The sequence below is a fragment of the Bacteroidota bacterium genome (genome assembly GCA_013696965.1).
GTDB lineage: Bacteria > Bacteroidota > Bacteroidia > JACCXN01 > JACCXN01 > JACCXN01.
The window spans coordinates 1-2,971 of sequence record JACCXN010000065.1 but is presented as its reverse complement, the minus strand read 5'-3'; the positions used below and the strand labels follow the sequence as shown (position 1 = coordinate 2,971).

Genomic DNA, 2,971 nt, shown 5'->3' with positions numbered 1-2,971 from the left:
TCATTGTAGTCTCCAATTGTTGCAGATAACCCAACTATACTGAATGATTTTGAGTTTACATTTTGAAGTCTTGATAAAATTGATTTTAACTGAATTCCCCTATCAGTACCGATAAAGGAATGTATTTCATCAACGACTACATATTTGAGGTTTGAAAATAGTTGTTTGACATTGAAAGGTTTGTTAACAAACATTGCTTCCAATGATTCGGGTGTAATTAAGACAATACCATTTGGCTGTTTAATTAATCTGTCTTTAAGTGTTTTATTAGCTTCTCCGTGCCACTTGGTAACGGTTACATCAAGATTTTTGCAAAGCTCTTCTATGCGATAGAACTGGTCGTTAATTAGCGCAATTAACGGTGAAATATAAAGCACTTGAACACCTGAATCATTGAAATCAACTTTTGAAAGAATTGGTAAAAAAGCTGCTTCAGTTTTTCCAGATGCAGTCCTTGAGGCTAAAATAAAATTATCATCAGACGCTAAAATTTTAGCAATAGCCGCTGTTTGAATTGGTCGCAACTGCTCCCAACCCTTGTCACGAATGAATTTTCGTATTGGCTCAGAAAGTAAATCAAATGACATTATAGTTCTTCTATGCTGTCTAAGGAAACTTCATCAGGTCTTTCATCCTCTATTTCTATTTCTCCAAATAATATATTTTTATCTACCGTTGGATTTTGTCTAATTATGTTTAGAATATTTAGGAAATCACGGATGACCTCTCTAGGGGTCAAAAATTCTGATGCACCAGGTTTATTAAATAATTCCTCCATAAACTGATGAATTTCACTATCACTTATTGGGATTTCTAATTTATAGTTAAAATCAAAAATGGCTTTCAATTTTTTCAATAACACAAATATTTCATTGTGGTCGAGTGGTAGTAGTTGAATTACAGGCTGTGCAAAATCTCTTATTTCCGTTGTTTCAAATTTATTTGTTGCAAGTCTTGTTTTCAAGGCATCATAGCTAAAAAGTCCTCTGCGCTGATTTTCTAAAAATTCTTTAGTTCCGGCAAAATTGAAAAATAGGTTAGCAACTTTACCTTGAAAACAATCATTGTATATCGTAAGGATTTTCTCATAATTCTTCTCTCTCATTACTGAAGTTGAAATCTTGTAAAGATTTATAGCTTCATCAAGATTTACCATAAAACCACTATAACCCATACTTACGAAGAGTTTACAGAAATTTTTCAGCATATCATAATAATTCAGGTCGTTAATAACTTCCCTAACTCCTAGGTCTTGTCTTGCTTCGGTTTTGGTTCTGTATTCTCCTTTTAGCCACTTCAATGCGTTTCTTCTTAATTGCTCATCCTCTTTGATATAACCATCGTAATATTTCATTACAACTGTTCCAAAATCGAAACCGCCTACATCGGTAATTTCATTAATGGTTTTCATAATGTTGTTTTGAATTAAGTTCAAGTATTGTTCACTACGAATATCTGTCAATGAAATTTTATTTTCTTCGGCAGTTTTGGTTATAATTTGCTCAATCCATTTTTCCAACAATGTTGGTAATGCACCGCCTTCGGGTTTTGTTTGAATTGAAACATTATCCATAATGGAAGAATAGAGAGCAACTCCTTTTCCATCGTTTGAATACAAACGATTGTCAGGGGTAAAATCTGCATTGGCTACGACAAACTTCTGCTTTAAAGCAACTGTATTGAGCAAATGAAGCATAAATGATTTACCTGAACCAAAGTCGCCAATCCAGAATTTAACCATACTATGCCCGTTCTTAACATCTTCTAATGCGGTTACAACTGCATTTATTTCTTCTGAACGCCCAACGGTAATATGTTGAACGCCAATTTTGGGAACTACTCCACCAATTAAAGAATTGATAATTGATGTGGCTTCTTTAGGTTTAATGTTGTCTATCATTTTGCTGAAATTCTTTGGAAATAGTTTGTATTAATTGTGTAATGGTCGTCTTCTTCCTCAATCAATACATCATCTAAAAACTCGTAGCAGGTTTCATTAATGCTTTCGATTAATTGATTTTTAAAAATACCTTTTGATTTTGCAAATTCTTCAACTTCAATTTGAGTAATAGAAAAATTACTTTTTGAGAACAACTCTAAAGTTGATACGTGTATTGGCGTAAAAGATAAGTCACTAATAAAAGCCGGATGACTAATTTTTACACTTTTTTGAGTTATCTCGATTTCTATTTCTTCGCTGTTTATTTCTTGTGATTTTATAGTATTATTTTCATCCTCAAAATCGTCCTTTAAATATTCATTAAGAAGTTCAACTGTTCCAGAGTGTTGTTGTTGAACTTCTTTTATAGAACTAGTATCAAGTTGTATTTTCTTACGCTTTATCTCATAAACTTTGGTAACACCTTTTAATGCTTTGTCCAAATCCTTGTCTTTGATTAACTCGCTGACAATTATTTCAAAATCGTGTAATTGCTCGTTGGTTTTGAATAAGCTTTTCTGAATAGTTTTTGTTAATTGTTTATTATCAAAAGTGGTAGATTTTAAGTCGTGATATAAATAATGCACATAAAGTGAAAGCGAAGATTCCTTGTCGTATTTAGATATAAATTTTGATGCTTCAAAAAATATATTTTCAAGAGATGGGTTTTTCTTGTTCAATTTCCCAAGAGAAACAACTGATTCTATAAATTCCTTTAGATTGTTTTTATAGTTGGCGGTCAATTCTTCAAACTGGACTTTCCAGCGATTTGTATTCTGTGAATACAGTTCAATTTCAGTGTCTTTATCAGGTAAGTTAATTGATGAAATTAATCCTGGTAATAGCTGTGAAACTTTAAAAGTTATTTTAGTTTCGTATTCACTTTTATATTCCTGATTTAAGTATTCTAAATCAGCATTTAATTTTCTTTTATGACAATATTTTTCTCTCACGCAGTTCTCACAATTTTTTAATATTGCTGTATAAATAACTCTTTTATATGTTTCGATAGTAGACTTATAACTTTCTGTA

Annotated in this window: 3 protein-coding genes; all 3 read right to left on the bottom strand. The window is 31.6% G+C overall.

Annotated features, from left to right (window positions below):
* Window positions 1–587 (bottom strand): DEAD/DEAH box helicase (locus tag H0V01_10570; GenBank protein ID MBA2583812.1); only part of this gene is annotated, 587 nt, incomplete at its 3' end.
* Window positions 587–1,900, bottom strand: a complete 1,314-nt coding sequence (locus H0V01_10565; GenBank protein ID MBA2583811.1) for an ATP-binding protein — start codon at window positions 1,898–1,900, stop codon at window positions 587–589. The genes H0V01_10565 and H0V01_10570, both read right to left, overlap by 1 nt.
* Window positions 1,897–2,971 (bottom strand): hypothetical protein (locus H0V01_10560; GenBank protein MBA2583810.1); only part of this gene is annotated, 1,075 nt, incomplete at its 5' end. The genes H0V01_10560 and H0V01_10565, both read right to left, overlap by 4 nt.

What these genes read in the sequence shown, in the direction of transcription:
- H0V01_10565 (MBA2583811.1), bottom strand. Translation starts at nt 1,900, where the DNA reads ATGATAGACAACATTAAACCTAAAGAAGCCACATCAATTATCAATTCT.